The sequence below is a fragment of the Bradyrhizobium sp. CCBAU 11386 genome, assembly GCF_028128955.1.
Classification (GTDB): Bacteria; Pseudomonadota; Alphaproteobacteria; order Rhizobiales; family Xanthobacteraceae; genus Bradyrhizobium.
This window is the reverse complement of sequence record NZ_LBKA01000250.1, coordinates 78,142-93,187: the sequence shown is the minus strand read 5'-3', so window position 1 is coordinate 93,187 and position 15,046 is coordinate 78,142. Positions and strand designations below refer to the sequence as shown.

The following is a 15,046-nucleotide window of genomic DNA, read 5'->3' as shown; positions in this document are numbered from 1 at the left end:
ATGATCTTTTCGGAAAACCGCTCCACACTTTTCCGGATCATGCTCCAGAACGGAGACGCCGCATGCCCATGATCGATGCCGACGGTTGCCTGATCAACGTCTCCGTCGAGGGCCGCGACGGCGGGCCGACCCTGGTGCTGTCCAATTCGCTCGGCTGCACGCTTCAGATGTGGGAGCCGCAGATGAAGGCGCTGACGCAGGTCTTCCGCGTCATCCGCTATGACCGCCGCGGCCACGGCAAGTCGAACGTTCCCCCCGGCCCCTATACGATGGAGCGCTTCGGCCGCGACGTGCTGGCAATCCTCGACGATCTCAACATCGAGAAGGTGCATTGGTGCGGCCTGTCGATGGGCGGCATGGTCGGGCAATGGCTGGGCGCAAATGCGCCGGAGCGCTTCGGCAAGCTGATCCTCGCCAACACCTCCTGCTACTACGCCGAGCCGACCAAATGGCTGGAACGCATCGATGCCGTGAAGAAGGGCGGCATCGCGGCGGTGGCCGATGCCGTGATCGCGGGCTGGCTCACCCAGGATTTCCGCGAGCGCGAACCCGACATCACCGCCCGGATGAAGGCGATGCTGCTCGCCTCCCCCGTCGAGGGCTATCTCGCCTGCTGCGAGGCGCTGTCGACGCTCGACCAACGTGAGCTGCTGCCAAAGATCAAGAGCCCGACATTGGTGATCGCCGGCCGCCACGACATGGCGACGCCGATATCCGCGGGCGAACTGATCCGCTCAAGAATTCCCGGCGCAAGCATGACGATCATCGACGCCGCCCACATTTCCAATGTCGAGCAGCCCCACGCGTTCACCGATGCGGTCGTGGGGTTCCTGACGCAACGCTGATCTCACAGCTCGTCATTGCGAGCGCAGCGAAGCAATCCGGACTGTCTCCGCGGAAAGATTCTGGATTGCTTCGCTGCGCTCGCAATGACGGAGAGGAGGATACGATGGACGACCAGAAGCGCCGCGATGCCGGCATGAACGTGCGCCGCAAAGTGCTGGGCAATGCCTGGGTCGACAAGTCGATCGCGGGTCGCAATGCCTTCAACACCGATTTCCAGGACCTGATCACCCGCTATGCCTGGGGCGAGATCTGGACGCGGCCGCATTTCGACGAGCGCACCCGGCGGGTGCTTGTGATCGGCACCATGGTCGCGCTCGGGCAATGGGACGAATTCCGCCTGCATGTGCGCGCGGCACTCGCCGAAGGCGGCTTCACCCCCGACGACATCAAGGAAATCTTGCTCCAGCAGGCGATCTATTGCGGCGTGCCGGTGGCGAACCACGCCGTCAAGGAAGCCTCAGCGATTGTGCAGGAGCTCGGCCTGCTCAAGACCTAGCGGCGCGGCGGCCTCGGCGGTCTTGGGTGCCGCCACAGGCCGCTCGATCACCATCACGATCGCAGCCCCCAGCAGCAGCAAGAGCTCGGTGGCGTGCAGCCGGAGCGCGGCCATCTCGCCGACCTTCGAGGCCATGACCATGCTCGCAAACGAGATCAGGCTGCCGATCGCCAGCGCAATGCCGAGCGCCTCGTCACTGCCGCCAGTCCTGCGGACGCGGGGAATGCACAACAGCGCGAGGTAGATCGCGAAGAACGCCACCACGGTCAACCGTCCCAGTGCCAGCAGCCAGGCCGCGCGCACCGTGTCCATCCCCGCCATCTGGAGATGGTCGCTGAGGAACAGCGCCACCGCGACGCTCGGCCGCTCGTAGAGGCCGTGCACCGGTGCCACCATGATGTTGAAGGCAACCAGCGTCCAGGCCGGGATGAAATAAGCCGCCAGCAGCGCGCCGTTGACCGAGTCGATCCGCCAATTCCTGAACATGCCGCTTCCCGCTTCGCCTGCCACGCAGCCTTCAATGGGAAGGCTTTGCCGGGAGCTAACTCGCATCAGACTGTGGCGGCAATTTAAACCCTTTGTTTACCTTAACCGCCCGACGGCCGGCGCCCCAAACGAAAAAAGCCCCGCCTTTCGGCGGGGCCCTTCCTCACTCACTCCTGCTCACTCGCAACTGCTTACTCCTGGGCTCCCAGACTAGTTGTCCTGACCGTGCTGGCCACCCTGCTGGCCGGGCCGGTTACCCTGGCGCATCGGGTCATTCTGCTGCTGCTGTCCGGGTTTCTGCCCGCCGCCCTGCTGCTGCCCTGGCTGCTGACTTGGGCGCTGCTGACCGGGATTCTGACTCTGCTGACCCGGATTCTGGTTCTGCTGCTTCGTCATCGGGGGGAACTCCCTTGTTGGACGTCAGAGGGAAAGTAACAACCGGCCCTGGATTTGGTTGCCATGCGGAACCCGGTTCCTCGCAACTGCGGAACCGGGGATGACGTCCGTCACCACCGGGGGGATGACGTCCGTCGCCGAATGAGTTCTGTACAAGCCATTATGCTAAGGCCTGCACAGTTGCGGCCGCCAGTTCCCTCCTGTTACAAAACGAGAAGAATGCTCAAGGGCTGCCGGGGCCCAAGAACTCTCTCTCGAAGAGCTCCCTTTGAGCCGCCTCAGGTTTGGTAAACGGCAGCCTATGGATTATTTCGCCCAGCAGCTCATCAACGGCCTCGTGCTCGGTTCCATCTACGGCCTGATCGCGATCGGCTACACGATGGTCTACGGCATCGTCGGCATGATCAACTTCGCCCATGGCGACGTCTTCATGATCGGCGGCTTCATCGCCCTGATCACCTTCCTGATCCTGATCTCGCTCGGCCTGACCGCGATCCCGGTGATCCTGCTCGTCGTGCTGCTGGTCGCGATGGCGATCACGGCGCTTTATGGCTGGACCATCGAGCGCATCGCCTACCGGCCGCTGCGGCATTCCTTCCGCCTCGCCCCGATGCTGTCGGCGATCGGCATGTCGTTCGTGCTGACCAACTATTCGCAGGTGGCGCAAGGCGCCCGCGTCAAGCCGATCCCGCCCTTCATCACCGGCGGCTACACGCTGCATGAGAGCGCGGACGGCTTCGTCATCCAGCTCTCCAACATCCAGATCATGGTGGTCATCACCACCATCGTGCTGCTGGCGATCTTCACCTGGCTGGTGTCGCGCACGCGGCTCGGGCGCGACATGCGCGCCTGCGAGCAGGACCAGACCATGGCGGCCCTGCTGGGCGTCGACGTCGACCGCACCATCTCCATGACCTTCGTGATCGGCGCTGCGCTCGCCGCGGTCGCGGGTTTCATGTACCTGCTCTATTACGGTCTGGTCGACTTCTTCATGGGCTTCGTTGCCGGCATCAAGGCCTTCACGGCAGCCGTGCTCGGCGGCATCGGCTCGCTGCCCGGCGCCATGCTCGGCGGTCTTGCGATCGGCCTGATCGAGACGTTCTGGTCGGCCTATTTCTCGGTCGAATACAAGGACGTCGCGGCATTCTCGATCCTGATCGTCGTGCTGATCTTCATGCCGACCGGCCTGCTCGGCCGTCCCGAAGTCGAAAAAGTCTGACGGACCGCCGCGTGACACCCATCCCGCACAAGACCACGCACGCAAGCCGCACCGCCGGCATGACCTATATCCTGAAGAAATCCCTGCTCAGCGCACTGGTCGCGCTGGTGCTGTTCTCACTGATGGTCGGCGTCCGAACCGAGGCCGGCTCCGACGGCCAGCTCACCTATTGGACACGTTTCGGCGAGGTCGCAGCGCTTGTCGCCGCCGTGTTCGGAGGCTCCATCGTCATCGAGCTGCTCCGGCAATGGATCGGCCCGGCCGGCGCCGAGAAGCTGGTGCCGCCTGCGGTGCAGAGCGGGATGTCGTTCGTCGGCCGCTACCTCGCGCCGGCACTGCTGATCTTCACGCTGCTGGTGCCGGTGATCTTCTATAACCAGCGCTACATCCTGGACCTCGCGATCCTCGTCCTCACCTATGTCATGCTGGGCTGGGGCCTCAACGTCGTGGTCGGCCTCGCCGGGCTGCTTGACCTCGGCTACGTCGCCTTCTATGCGGTCGGCGCCTATTCCTATGCGCTGCTTGCGACCAATTTCGGCTGGTCGTTCTGGGTCTGCCTGCCGCTCGCGGGCATCCTCGCCGCGTTCTGGGGCGTGCTGCTCGGTTTCCCCGTGCTGCGCCTGCGCGGCGACTATCTCGCCATCGTGACGCTCGCCTTCGGCGAGATCATCCGCCTCGTCATCATCAACTGGCAAAGCCTGACCGGCGGCCCCAACGGCGTCCCCGGCATTCCCCGCCCCACTTTCTTCGGCATCCCGCTCGACAACAGCGACGACGGGCTCGCCGCCAAGCTCGGCATCGAGTACTCGGCGACCCAGCGCATCGTCTTCCTGTTCTATTTGATCCTGGCGCTTGCGCTCCTCACCAACTGGGTGACGATCCGCCTGCGCCGCCTGCCGATCGGGCGCGCCTGGGAGGCCTTGCGCGAGGACGAGGTCGCCTGCCGCGCGCTCGGCATCAACACCACGACCACCAAGCTGACCGCATTCGCGACCGGCGCGATGTTCGGCGGCTTTGCCGGTGCGTTCTTCGCCACCCGCCAGGGCTTCATCAGCCCGGAATCGTTCACCTTCCAGGAATCGGCGCTGGTGCTGGCCATCGTCGTGCTCGGCGGCATGGGCTCGCAACTCGGCGTCGCACTTGCGGCACTGGCCATGATCGGCGGCTTCGAGCTGTTCCGCGGCCTCGAGACCTACCGCATGCTGGTGTTCGGCATGGCCATGGTGCTGATCATGATCTGGCGGCCGCGCGGCCTGATCGGCCATCGCGCGCCGACCGTGTATCTGACCAAGGCGCAGGCGATCTCCTCCGACCTCGTCAAGGAAGGGCACGGATGAGCGGCGACAAGATTCTCAGCGTCGACCAGCTGACCATGCGCTTCGGCGGCATCGTGGCCGTGCAGGACCTGTCGTTCTCGGCCGAGCGCAAGAAGATCACCGCGCTGATCGGGCCGAACGGCGCCGGCAAGACCACCGTCTTCAACTGCATCACCGGCTTCTACAAGCCGAGCGGCGGTTCCATCCGCCTCGCCCACGACGACGGCAAGATCATCGCGCTGGAGCGGCTGAACGATTTCCGCATCGCCAAGCAGGCCAAGGTGGCGCGCACCTTCCAGAATATCCGTCTGTTTCCCGGCATGACCGCGCTGGAAAACCTGATGGTGGCGCAGCACAACGCCTTGATGCGGGCCTCCGGCCTCACCTTCCTCGGCCTGATCGGTGCGCCCGGCTATCGCGATGCCGAGAAGCGCGCGATCGATCTCGCCACCGACTGGCTCAGGCGGGTCAACCTGCTCGACCGCGCCGACGATGCCGCCGGCAATTTCGCCTATGGCGACCAGCGACGGCTCGAAATCGCGCGGGCGATGTGCACCGAGCCCGCGCTTCTGTGCCTGGACGAGCCCGCAGCCGGCCTCAACGCGCGCGAGAGCGCCGCCTTGAGCGAGCTCCTGCTCTCGATCCGCAACGAGCTCGGCACCTCGATCCTCCTGATCGAGCACGACATGTCGGTGGTGATGGAGATCTCCGACCACATCGTGGTGATGGACCATGGCGTGAAGATCGCGCAAGGCACGCCGCGCGAGGTTCGCGACGATCCCAAGGTGATCGCCGCCTATCTCGGCGCCGACGAGGAAGAGGCGGTCGCCGTGATGGAGAGCGGGTCGTGATTGCCGGTCTCTCAATATCGTCATGCCCGGGCTCGACCCGGGCGTCCACGCCTTTGCCAAGTGTCGAGCTTCAAGACGTGGACGGCCGGGACAAGCCCGGCCATGACGGCAGAGAGGTCACGGCATGACCACTCCCCTGCTCGCGATCCACGGCCTGCGCGCCGCCTATGGCAAGATCGAGGCGCTGAAGGGCGTCGACGTCGAGATCAATGCCGGCGAGATCGTAGCGCTGATCGGCGCCAACGGCGCCGGCAAGTCGACGCTGATGATGACGATCTTCGGCAAGCCGCGCGCCCGCGCCGGCCAGATCCTGTACGAAGGCCGCGACATCACCGACGTGCCCACCCACGAGATCGCGCATTTGCGCATCGCGCAATCGCCGGAGGGACGGCGCATCTTCCCGCGCATGAGCGTGGCGGAAAACCTCCAGATGGGGGCCGACGCCACCGGATGCACCGATTCCGAACGCGACGCGACGCTGGCACGCGTCTTCACGCTGTTTCCACGGCTGAAGGAGCGCTACGCCCAGCGCGGCGGAACCCTGTCCGGCGGCGAGCAGCAGATGCTGGCGATCGGCCGCGCCTTGATGAGCCGTCCCCGCCTGCTCCTGCTCGACGAGCCCTCGCTCGGGCTCGCGCCGCTGATCGCGCGCCAGATTTTCGATGCGATCCGCACCCTGAACCGGCAGGACGGCCTGACCGTCCTGATCGTCGAGCAGAACGCCAACCATGCGCTCAAGCTCGCCCATCGCGGCTATGTCATGGTCAATGGCCTGATCACGCTGGCCGGGACCGGCGCCGAGTTGTTGCAGCGCCCCGAGATTCGCGCCGCCTATCTGGAAGGCGGCCGACACGGCTAAGGCGGGCCACGTGCGGCCGAATGTGGCGAGATATCTCCGCCGATGCCCGTATTTTGCCGGTGACTTCTCCTCGAATTCGTTCAAGAATGGCCCCGGTTTGGACCGGGCATGCCCGGCAACTTCCACAGGCGACCACCCGCGAGGTATCTCATGAAATCACTGAAGCTCATCGGTCTGGCATTCGGCGCGTCGATCGCGTTGTCGAGCGCGGCATTCGCGCAGGATGTCAGCATCGCAGTCGCAGGTCCGATGACCGGCGGCGAGTCCGCCTTCGGCCGCCAGATGAAGAACGGCGCCGAGATGGCCGTGGCCGATATCAACGCCGCCGGCGGCGTCAACGGCAAGAAGCTCGCGCTCTCCATCGAGGACGATGCCTGCGATCCGAAACAGGCGCGCTCGGTCGCCGAGAAGATCGCCGGCGCGAAGATGCCGTTCGTCGCCGGGCACTATTGCTCGTCGTCGTCGATCCCCGCCTCCGAAGCCTATGCCGACGGCAACGTGCTCCAGATCACCCCGGCCTCGACCAATCCTCTGTTCACCGAGCGCAAGCTCTGGAACGTGGCACGCGTCTGCGGCCGTGACGATCAGCAGGGCCTGATCGCGGCGCAGTACATCGCCAAGAACTTCAAGGGCAAGAACATTGCGATTCTCAACGACAAGACCACCTACGGCAAGGGTCTTGCGGACGAGACCAAGAAGGCGCTCAACAAGGCCGGCGTCACCGAGAAGATGTACGAGTCCTACAACAAGGGCGACAAGGACTTCAACGCGATCGTCTCGCGCCTGAAGCGCGACAACATCGATCTCGTCTATGTCGGCGGCTACCATCAGGAGAGCGGCCTGATCCTGCGCCAGATGCGCGACCAGGGTCTCAAGACGGTGCTGATGGCCGGCGACGCACTCGCCGACAAGGAGTACGCCTCCATCACCGGCCCGGCCGGCGAAGGCACCCTGTTCACCTTCGGCCCCGATCCGCGCAACAAGCCGACCGCCAAGAAGATCGTCGATGCCTTCAAGGCCAAGAACATCGATCCTGAAGGCTATACGCTCTACACCTATGCGGCGATGCAGGTCTGGTCGCAGGCGGCCAAGAAGGCCGGCACCACCGATGCCAAGAAGGTCATGGAGGCGATAAAGGCCGGCAAATGGGACACCGTGATCGGTCCGATCGAGTACGACGCCAAGGGCGACATCAAGCAGATCGACTACGTCGTCTACAAATGGGATGCCAAGGGCGGCTACACCGAGATCAAGGGCAGCGGCACCTAACGCGTGGGCCTCAGGGCCGCCATCCAAGCGTCATCACGCCCCGGCTCGCCCGGGGCGTTCTTCTTTTGGGCAAGGGTTTTGGGCAAGGGTCAGACGGCTGCGGGCAGTTCGCCGCCCGCCGCGGTCTGGGCCTTCCGCAGCGCTTGCAGGAGATCGTTCGGCCGAAACGGTTTTTGCAGGCAGACCACGTTGGCAAGGTGAGGCGATTGTTCCATGAAATCCAGTGCCGTCATCCCGGACACCGCGACGATCGGGAGTCCCGGCGCGCGCTCGCGCAGGCTCGCGACGACGTCGACGCCGCTGGTGTCGCCAAGGAAGATATCGACGATCGCCGCGTCAAACGGACTTTCCGCGAAGGCGTTCAGCCCGGCCGCGCCGCTTTCGGCCTCCACGACCTCGAAACGATGGACCCGAAGCACGATCCCGACCATCGCGCGGACGTCCTTCTGGTCGTCGATGACGAGAACGCGGGGCATAGGGAACAACTCCCGGATATTGAGATCAAAATCGACGATTCAAACCTGGAACCCACTGCGGCGGAAGGGCATTATGGCACCGTCCAGTAAAGCGCATCTTACCCGATCCCTATTCCGTGGTCCCATCAGAATTAAGTAATCTGTAACTTTCGGTTGAGTCGCGCCGCAACAGTTCAGCACGTGCGCCCGTAACCCGCTACCATAACGCTGGCCTGCGGGGATTTGCATGACGTCGATGAAGATGGCGAAGACCGGTCTGCGAGAGGTGGACGTGCCCGCAACGATTGACCGAAGCACATTCCTTTCGACCCTGCCGGCCACCTCGACCGACCGCACCGCTGCGTTGACGGTCGTCGGCATATCCGCGATCCTGTTCGCATTGGCAGTCCCCTTCGCGGGTACCCCGCTCCTGCCCGTCCCGGCCTTTGTCGCGAGCTATCAATCGGCCCTCGCCGTGAGCGACGTCGTGACCGCCGTGCTGCTGCTGTCGCAGTTTTCGGTCCTGCGGACCCGCGCGCTGCTGTGGCTCGCGAGCGGCTATCTGTTCACCGCCGCGGCGGCGCTGGTTCATGCCCTCACCTTCCCCGGACTGTTCACCCCGACCGGACTTTTCGGCGCGGGCCGGCAAACCACGGTCTGGCTCTACATGATCTGGCACGGCGGCTTCCCGATATTCGTGCTGGGTTATGCCTGGCTGAAGGAGGCCGACGGCGGCGCCAGGATCCGCGGCACGACGACCGGGGCGATCTACGCCATCGTGTTCGGCGTCGTCGCCGCCATGGCCGTCTTCGCCTGGATCGTCACCGCCCAGCACGATCTGCTCCCGATCCTGCTGCGCGACGGCCACTACACGCCGACCATGATCGGCGTCGTGTCCTTCGTGTGGTCGCTCAGCTTTGCCGCCCTCGTCTCGCTCTGGTTCCGCAGGCCGTATTCGGTGATCGACGTCTGGCTCATGGTCGTGATGTGCGCCTGGCTGTTCGACATCGCGCTCTCGGCGATCGTGAACGTCGCGCGCTTCGATCTCGGCTTCTACGCCGGCCGCCTCTACGGGCTCTGCGCGGCGACCTTCGTGCTCGCGGTGCTCCTGGTCGAGAATGTCCGCCTCCAGGCGCAGACCGCGAGCATGGTCGGCGCGCTGAAGCGCCGATCGGACGCCGAGCGCGACTATCACGCCGAGCGCGAGCGGCTGTTCACCGCCGTCGTCGAATCCTCCAACGACGCCATCATCACCAAGTCGCTCGACGGCACCATCACGACCTGGAACAGCGCGGCCGAGCGCGTCTTCGGCTACTCCGCCAACGAGGCGGTCGGCCGCTCCATCGACATCATCTTGCCGGACGATCAGCGTGACGAAGTCGCCGAGAGCCTGGCTCGCACCCGCAACGGCGAGGTCATCGACCAGCAGGAGACCGTACGGCTGCACAAGAGCGGTCAACCTATCGACGTGGTGCTGAGCCAGGTCCCGCTGCGATCGACCGAGGGCAAGATCATCGGCGCGTCCAAGGTGGCCCGCGACGTCACCGAGCGGAAGCGAGCGGAGATGGCGCTCAATCGGGAGATCGAGGAGCGCCAGCGCATTTTCGAGACCTCGCAGGACCTGATCCTGGTCACCGATGGTTTCGGCAATTTCGTCCAGGTCAGCCCGAGTGTGAAGGACATCCTCGGCTTCAGCCCGGACGACATGGTCGGGCACAGTGCGATCGAGTTCATCCACCCTGATGACCTCGAGAAGACGCGCAGCGAGATGCGCGCGGCGCGGCGCGGCGCGGTCAAGCGCAGCTTCGAGGCGCGCTACTATCACTACGACGGTCACGAGGTCACGCTGAACTGGATGGGCACCTGGTCCGAGCCGGTGAAACGCCATTTCTTCATCGGCCGCGACCTCACCGAGAAGCAGGCCGCCGAAGCCCAGCTCCGGCAGGTCCAGAAGATGGATTCGATCGGCCAGTTGACCGGCGGCGTCGCCCACGACTTCAACAACGTGCTGACCGTCATCACCGGCACGATCGGCATTCTGGCGGATGCGGTCGCCGACCGGCCCGAGCTCGCCGCCATCACCAAGCTGATCGACGACGCCGCCGAGCGCGGCGCGCAGCTGACCAAGCACCTGCTCGCCTTCGCCCGCAAGCAGCCGCTCCAGCCGCGCGAGATCGACGTCAATGCGCTGACGCTCGAGGCCGCCAAGCTGCTGCATCCGACGCTGGGCGAGCAGATCACCATCATGCCCCAGCTCACCGAGGATGCCTGGCCGACGCTGGTCGATCCCGGCCAGCTCTCCACCGCCATCCTCAACCTCGCGCTGAACGCGCGCGATGCCATGCCCGACGGCGGCACCCTGGTGCTCGAGACCCGCAACGTTTTCCTCGACGACGGTTATGCCAGCATGAATCCCGACGTCGTTGCCGGCAATTACGTGATGATCGCGGTCAGCGACACCGGCAGCGGAATTCCGGCCGATCTGATCGAGCGGGTGTTCGATCCGTTTTTCACGACCAAGGAGGTCGGCAAGGGCACCGGCCTCGGGCTCAGCATGGTGTTCGGCTTCGTCAAGCAGTCCGGCGGCCACATCAAGATCTACAGCGAGGAAGGCCACGGCACGAGCGTGAAGATCTACCTGCCTCGCTCCACCGGCGTGCAGGAGACCGAGTTCGAGGCGCTCCAGAACGCGCCCGTCGCCGGCGGCAGCGAGAAGATCCTGATCGTCGAGGACGACGCGCTGGTACGGCAATATGTCGTGACCCAGATCAAGAGCCTCGGCTATGCCGCACTCGAAGCCGCCAACGCGGCCGAAGCCCTCATCATCATCGACGCCGACAAGGACATCGACCTGCTCTTCACCGACGTCATCATGCCGGGCGCCATGAACGGCCGTCAGCTCGCCGATGAAGCGGCCCGCCGCCGCCCCGACCTGAAGACGCTGTTCACCTCGGGCTACACCGAGAACGCCATCGTCCATCACGGCCGGCTCGACTCCGGCGTGCTGCTGCTGGCCAAGCCCTACCGCAAGTCCGAGCTGGCCAAGATGCTCAGGACCGCGCTGGCGAGTTGAGCCTGCGGCGTCTCTGCGCTATCGCAGAAGCGAACTCCTTATCAGCGCGCGAGGCCACCTTGAAAAACCTTCTCACCGACATCGCCGGCGTCCGCGTCGGCCATGCCGAGGATGCCAAAGTCGCCTCCGGCACGACCGCGATCATCTTCGATTCCCCCGCGGTCGCGGCGATCGACGTCCGCGGCGGCGGCCCCGGCACGCGCGAGGACGCACTGCTCGATCTCGCCAATACCGTCGAACGCATCGACGCGATCGCGCTGTCGGGCGGCTCCGCCTTTGGCCTCGATACCGGCGGCGGCGTGCAGGCCTGGCTCGCCGAGCAGGGCCGCGGCCACCGGGTTCGCGAAGCGCTGATCCCGATCGTGCCGGGTGCGATCCTGTTCGATCTCCTCAATGGCGGCGACAAGGCCTGGGGACGCTTCTCGCCCTATCGCGACCTCGGCTACGCCGCGGCAGCCGCCGCCGGCACGGACTTCGCGATCGGCAGCGTCGGCGCGGGCCTCGGCGCCACCACCGCGACGTTCAAGGGCGGGCTCGGCTCAGCCTCGGCGGTGACGCCCGATGGCGTCAAGGTCGCGGCGATCGTCGCCGTCAACGCGGTCGGCAGTGTCACCGTCGGCAACGGGCCGTGGTTCTGGGCGGCGCCGTTCGAGGTGGACGGCGAATACGGCGGACGCGGCCTGCCCGACAAGTTCACCGACGACATGCTCCGCATGCGCATCAAGGGCGGTCCCGCGGCGAGCGCGCGCGAAAATACCACGATCGGGGCCGTCGTCACCGACGCGGTGCTGACCAAGCCCCAGGCCAAGCGGCTGGCGATGATCGCCCACACCGGCTTTGCCCGCGCCATCTATCCGGTGCATGCACCGACCGACGGCGACGTGCTGTTTGCGGCTGCGACCTGCGAGAAGCCGATCGAGCCGCTGGTCGGCCTCACCGAGCTCGGCACGGTCGCCGCCAACGTGGTCGCGCGCGCGATCGCACGCGGCGTGTATTGCGCAACTGCGCTGCCGTTCGGCGGCGCACAGCAGGCGTGGAAGGACCGGTTTGGCTAGCCGTGGCCGCGGCATTGGCGCGCTCCCTCGCCCCGCTTGCGGGGAGAGGGCCGGGGTGAGGGGGAGTCTCCACGAGGACGGTGACAGTTGGACTCGTGGAGAGTCCCCCTCACCCGGAATTCAAGCTACGCTTGAATTCCGACCTCTCCCCGCAAGCGGGGCGAGGTAAGAAGCTCACACGCTCATCGACATCGAGGAAGCGGTGGACCCGGACGCGGCCTGCGCCTGGCGCTGCATCATCTGTCCGAACCAGTCGTAGGGCGAGTTGCCGCCGCCGCCCGCATTTGAGGAGCTGGACGCGCCCGGCACGGTCGTCGACATCTTGAAGCCGTCGGCATAGGTGACGGTGGTGGTGCTCGAGCCGTCGGCATTGGTCGTCGTGGTCGAGGTCGATCCGCCGCTCGACGACGACGAGGAGGAATCCGAGCCGCTGCCGGAGGCATCGCCCGACCCGCCGGCACCCTGGGCGTGGTGGTGACCGCGATGGCCGCTCTTCAGCGCTTTCGACATCTCGTCGAGGTTGACGCTGCCGTCGGCATTCGAATCCAGCTTCGAGAACACGTCATCGGCCTGTGTCAGGTTGGTGCCGCCGGCTCCCAGCGCGCTCTCGAATTCGGACTTGGTGATCTTGCCGTCGCCGTCCGCATCGATCTGCGAGAACAGGTCCTTCAGCGCAGCGTCCCGGCTGGTCGACGTCGAGGACGACGAGCTCGACGAGGTCGAGGTCGCCGCGCTGCTGCCGTCCGACGACTGGCTTTGCGCGGCGATCAGCGCGCTCATCGTCTCCGGTGCGATCTGCGCACAATTGCCCGAGTTGACCGACGAGGTCGCGCCGCTGCTCGTGCTGTTGCTGCCGCTGTCGATCGCGAACGGATTGGTCGGCGCGCCCTGCGATGATCCCGTCTTGTGGGTCGAGGATGACGATTTCGAATTCGTCAGCGACTGGATCGCGTCGAGCGCGCTCGAGACGGCGCCAAGGGCAAACAACATTGCACAACTCCAACCGATGCGGCATGCCGCGGTCAATGTTCCGGGGAGGAAGTCAGCAAGCGCCGTGCCAGCGCGAAAAGCTCAATGAATTCCGCTTCCAGCGCACCTGGCGCGGCCCGGCAATATCGGCAATTCGTGCCGGAGACGGCAGAAATTTCCGCCCCCAGGAAACGCGCCTCCCCTGCATTGCCCGCCACGGAGGCCCATGTTAGGCGAGGCCCATTCCTCTTTCGGCCGCCACGGGAAACAGCGTCATGACCCAAGCCTTCACCCCCCGCCCCCTGGCAATCGCGCCCTCGATCCTGGCCTCGGATTTCTCCAGGCTCGGCGAAGAGGTGCGCGCGGTGGACGCCGCCGGCGCCGACTGGATCCATCTCGACGTGATGGACGGACACTTCGTTCCGAACATTTCCTATGGCCCCGACATCATCAAGGCGATGCGTCCGCACACCAAGAAGGTCTTCGATGCGCACCTGATGATCTCGCCCTGCGATCCCTATCTCGAGGCCTTCGCGAAAGCCGGCTGCGACCACATCACGGTCCATGCGGAAGCAGGTCCCCATCTGCACCGCTCGCTCCAGGCGATCCGCGCGCTCGGCAAGAAGGCCGGCGTCTCGCTCAATCCGGGCACGCCCATCAGCGCGCTCGAATACGTCCTCGACCTGGTCGATCTCGTACTGGTGATGTCGGTCAATCCTGGCTTCGGCGGCCAGGCCTTCATTCCCTCCGCGCTCGGCAAGATCCGCGACATCCGCGCGATGACCGCAGGGAGGCCGATCGACATCGAGGTCGACGGCGGGGTCGGTCCCGACGTCGCGGGCGCGCTCGCCGCGGCCGGCGCCAACGCCTTCGTCGCCGGCACCTCCGTGTTCAGGGGCGGCACGCAGGACGCCTACAGGAACAATATTGCCGCGATCCGCACCGCGGCGGCAACGGCGCGCGGCGAGGCCATCTGACGGCCATTCGCGGTCCGAACCGGCCTTGCGGCCGCTGCGACCAACGGGCATGGATGAAATCCGCGCCACTCCGTTTTCCGCCGGCCTGCGGCGTCTGCGCATCGAGGCCCTGCAGGACGGGGAGCAGGTGGTCTGGCAGGGTCAGCCCGACGGCGTCGCCCGCATGATCATGTGGCGATTTCTGTGGTGGATCGGATTCCCCTGGCTGTTGCTGACCGTCATCGCCATCAGAAACGATTGGATCGACCAGACGGCCCAACCTCTCGTGATGCTCGGAGTTGCGATGGTTGCAGCCCCGCTGGTGATGCTGCTGCAAGACCTGCAGACGCTCTATCTGATCACCGATCGCCGCGCGCTGATCCTGCGAACGGCCTGGGGCAGACGGACGGTCAGCCAGACACCGTTCCAGGCGATGGACGCGGACCTCGAAATCCTCGACATCGGCGGCGGAGCCGGTCACCTCAACTTCGCGTTAGGGCGATCGACCCGTTCGCCCGATACCGACTACACCGGCCGCTACGGGTTTCGCTTTCTTCGAGACGCTCCGCGCGTCCGGGATATCCTCGCAGGCGCGCGCACAGGCAAGATGCGGCGGCTGCACACGCAAAAACCCGTGGCTTTTACGGGTGCAGCAGCGCGCGATGCCTAAAATTGTCCCTGCGCCCCGTACTCGTCCGGGCTTCACTGATTCGCGCAAATCACCGCTACTAGCTCCTGCCTGCTTTTGACGGGAGCACATCATGACGACGACCCTGGTTTGGACTGGCGTGGCGTTGTGG

General features: G+C 65.4%; 15 protein-coding genes. 11 read left to right on the top strand and 4 right to left on the bottom strand.

Translation table 11 applies throughout. From position 1 onward, the window contains the following. Window positions 1-62: 62 nt before the first annotated feature. Window positions 63-845 carry a 3-oxoadipate enol-lactonase gene (gene pcaD / locus XI09_RS32675; protein ID WP_271570528.1) on the top strand — a complete coding sequence of 261 codons (783 nt, stop codon included), beginning with the start codon at window positions 63-65 and terminating at the stop codon, window positions 843-845. 104 nt (window positions 846-949) lie between these two features. Further along, on the top strand, window positions 950-1,342 hold the full coding sequence (locus XI09_RS32670; RefSeq protein WP_271570527.1) for a carboxymuconolactone decarboxylase family protein: 393 nt from the start codon (window positions 950-952) through the stop codon (window positions 1,340-1,342). Here the strand turns inward: XI09_RS32670 and XI09_RS32665 are convergent. Together XI09_RS32665 and XI09_RS32660 are read right to left on the bottom strand one after the other, a co-directional pair. Next, window positions 1,304-1,828 carry a hypothetical protein gene (locus XI09_RS32665; RefSeq protein WP_092192502.1) on the bottom strand — a complete coding sequence of 175 codons (525 nt, stop codon included), beginning with the start codon at window positions 1,826-1,828 and terminating at the stop codon, window positions 1,304-1,306. The genes XI09_RS32670 and XI09_RS32665 overlap by 39 nt on opposite strands. Before the next feature lie 210 nt (window positions 1,829-2,038). Beyond that, on the bottom strand, window positions 2,039-2,224 hold the full coding sequence (locus tag XI09_RS32660; RefSeq protein WP_271570526.1) for a hypothetical protein: 186 nt from the start codon (window positions 2,222-2,224) through the stop codon (window positions 2,039-2,041). A gap of 301 nt (window positions 2,225-2,525) precedes the next feature. Between XI09_RS32660 and XI09_RS32655 the strand changes: the two genes are divergently transcribed. The 5 genes from XI09_RS32655 to XI09_RS32635 all read left to right on the top strand — a co-directional run bounded on the left by XI09_RS32655 (window position 2,526) and on the right by XI09_RS32635 (window position 7,738). Beyond that, window positions 2,526-3,443 carry an ABC transporter permease subunit gene (locus XI09_RS32655; protein ID WP_027548690.1) on the top strand — a complete coding sequence of 306 codons (918 nt, stop codon included), beginning with the start codon at window positions 2,526-2,528 and terminating at the stop codon, window positions 3,441-3,443. Window positions 3,444-3,502: 59 nt separating this feature from the next. Further along, window positions 3,503-4,780: a high-affinity branched-chain amino acid ABC transporter permease LivM gene (gene livM, locus XI09_RS32650; protein ID WP_271570584.1), complete on the top strand. Its 1,278-nt coding sequence runs from the start codon at window positions 3,503-3,505 to the stop codon at window positions 4,778-4,780. After that, complete coding sequence (locus tag XI09_RS32645) at window positions 4,777-5,610, top strand: ABC transporter ATP-binding protein (protein WP_271570525.1); 834 nt, start codon at window positions 4,777-4,779, stop codon at window positions 5,608-5,610. Before livM ends, XI09_RS32645 begins: the two co-directional genes overlap by 4 nt. A gap of 124 nt (window positions 5,611-5,734) precedes the next feature. Continuing rightward, window positions 5,735-6,469 carry an ABC transporter ATP-binding protein gene (locus XI09_RS32640; RefSeq protein ID WP_271570524.1) on the top strand — a complete coding sequence of 245 codons (735 nt, stop codon included), beginning with the start codon at window positions 5,735-5,737 and terminating at the stop codon, window positions 6,467-6,469. Window positions 6,470-6,619: 150 nt separating this feature from the next. After that, the gene (locus tag XI09_RS32635; protein ID WP_271570523.1) at window positions 6,620-7,738 is read left to right on the top strand and encodes a branched-chain amino acid ABC transporter substrate-binding protein; all 1,119 of its coding nucleotides are present in this window, start codon (window positions 6,620-6,622) and stop codon (window positions 7,736-7,738) included. An 89-nt stretch (window positions 7,739-7,827) separates the two neighbouring features. Here XI09_RS32635 and XI09_RS32630 read toward each other — a convergent pair whose 3' ends face one another. Continuing rightward, window positions 7,828-8,214, bottom strand: coding sequence for a response regulator (locus XI09_RS32630; RefSeq protein WP_271570522.1), 387 nt, complete (start codon window positions 8,212-8,214; stop codon window positions 7,828-7,830). A 226-nt stretch (window positions 8,215-8,440) separates the two neighbouring features. Here XI09_RS32630 and XI09_RS32625 point away from each other — a divergent pair, with 226 nt between their 5' ends. After that, window positions 8,441-11,266, top strand: a complete 2,826-nt coding sequence (locus XI09_RS32625; RefSeq protein ID WP_271570521.1) for a PAS domain S-box protein — start codon at window positions 8,441-8,443, stop codon at window positions 11,264-11,266. 59 nt (window positions 11,267-11,325) lie between these two features. Then, on the top strand, window positions 11,326-12,321 hold the full coding sequence (locus tag XI09_RS32620) for a P1 family peptidase (RefSeq protein ID WP_271570520.1): 996 nt from the start codon (window positions 11,326-11,328) through the stop codon (window positions 12,319-12,321). A gap of 174 nt (window positions 12,322-12,495) precedes the next feature. On the opposite strand, the gene XI09_RS32615 is transcribed toward XI09_RS32620, so the two are convergent. Continuing rightward, the gene (locus tag XI09_RS32615; protein WP_271570519.1) at window positions 12,496-13,311 is read right to left on the bottom strand and encodes an EF-hand domain-containing protein; all 816 of its coding nucleotides are present in this window, start codon (window positions 13,309-13,311) and stop codon (window positions 12,496-12,498) included. A 254-nt stretch (window positions 13,312-13,565) separates the two neighbouring features. Here XI09_RS32615 and rpe point away from each other — a divergent pair, with 254 nt between their 5' ends. After that, window positions 13,566-14,267 (top strand): ribulose-phosphate 3-epimerase, encoded by a 702-nt coding sequence (gene rpe / locus XI09_RS32610; protein ID WP_271570518.1) that lies wholly within the window; start codon window positions 13,566-13,568, stop codon window positions 14,265-14,267. Window positions 14,268-14,316: 49 nt separating this feature from the next. Further along, the gene (locus tag XI09_RS32605) at window positions 14,317-14,916 is read left to right on the top strand and encodes a hypothetical protein (RefSeq protein WP_271570517.1); all 600 of its coding nucleotides are present in this window, start codon (window positions 14,317-14,319) and stop codon (window positions 14,914-14,916) included. Window positions 14,917-15,046 lie beyond the last annotated feature (130 nt).